The sequence below is a fragment of the Oceanospirillum linum genome, from assembly GCF_001995095.2.
In the GTDB taxonomy this organism is placed as follows: Bacteria; Pseudomonadota; Gammaproteobacteria; order Pseudomonadales; family Halomonadaceae; genus Oceanospirillum; species Oceanospirillum linum.
The window spans coordinates 1-396 of sequence record NZ_MTSD02000217.1 but is presented as its reverse complement, the minus strand read 5'-3'; the positions used below and the strand labels follow the sequence as shown (position 1 = coordinate 396).

At 66.2% G+C, this 396-nt stretch carries 1 protein-coding gene; it reads right to left on the bottom strand.

Going from position 1 to position 396, the window contains the following annotated elements:
- On the bottom strand, positions 1-396 hold a 396-nt coding region (locus tag BTA35_RS18140), incomplete at both ends, for a hypothetical protein (RefSeq protein WP_202931330.1).

The window sequence follows — 396 nt, the reverse complement described above, 5'->3', positions numbered from 1 at the left end:
TTCGTCACATTGCCGGCTGCCGACAACGTGACGGCACCGAGCGACGCAGCATTGCCCTGAATGCGCGTCGCGCCTTGAATCAGACTGCTCGTCTGTGTGATGTCGCCGCTGCTTTGAATGACGACACCGCTCGCTTGCGAGGAAATCGTCGACTCGGTTGCGCCGTCGTTCCTTGCGCTAAAGCCGGCGCTCGAGATCGTGACGCCGCCGCCGGCCACCACGCTCGCGCCCTTCAGCGACAGCGCGCCCCTCGCTTGCATCGCGGCGTTGCCTGCGGCGGTCACGGTGCTGCCCGTCAGCAGTTGAACCTCACCCGCTGCATCGACGGTGAATTCGCCGGCGTTCGCGAGCATCGTTCCGGCGCTGCGCACACCCGCGCCGAGATCCGTCGCAATG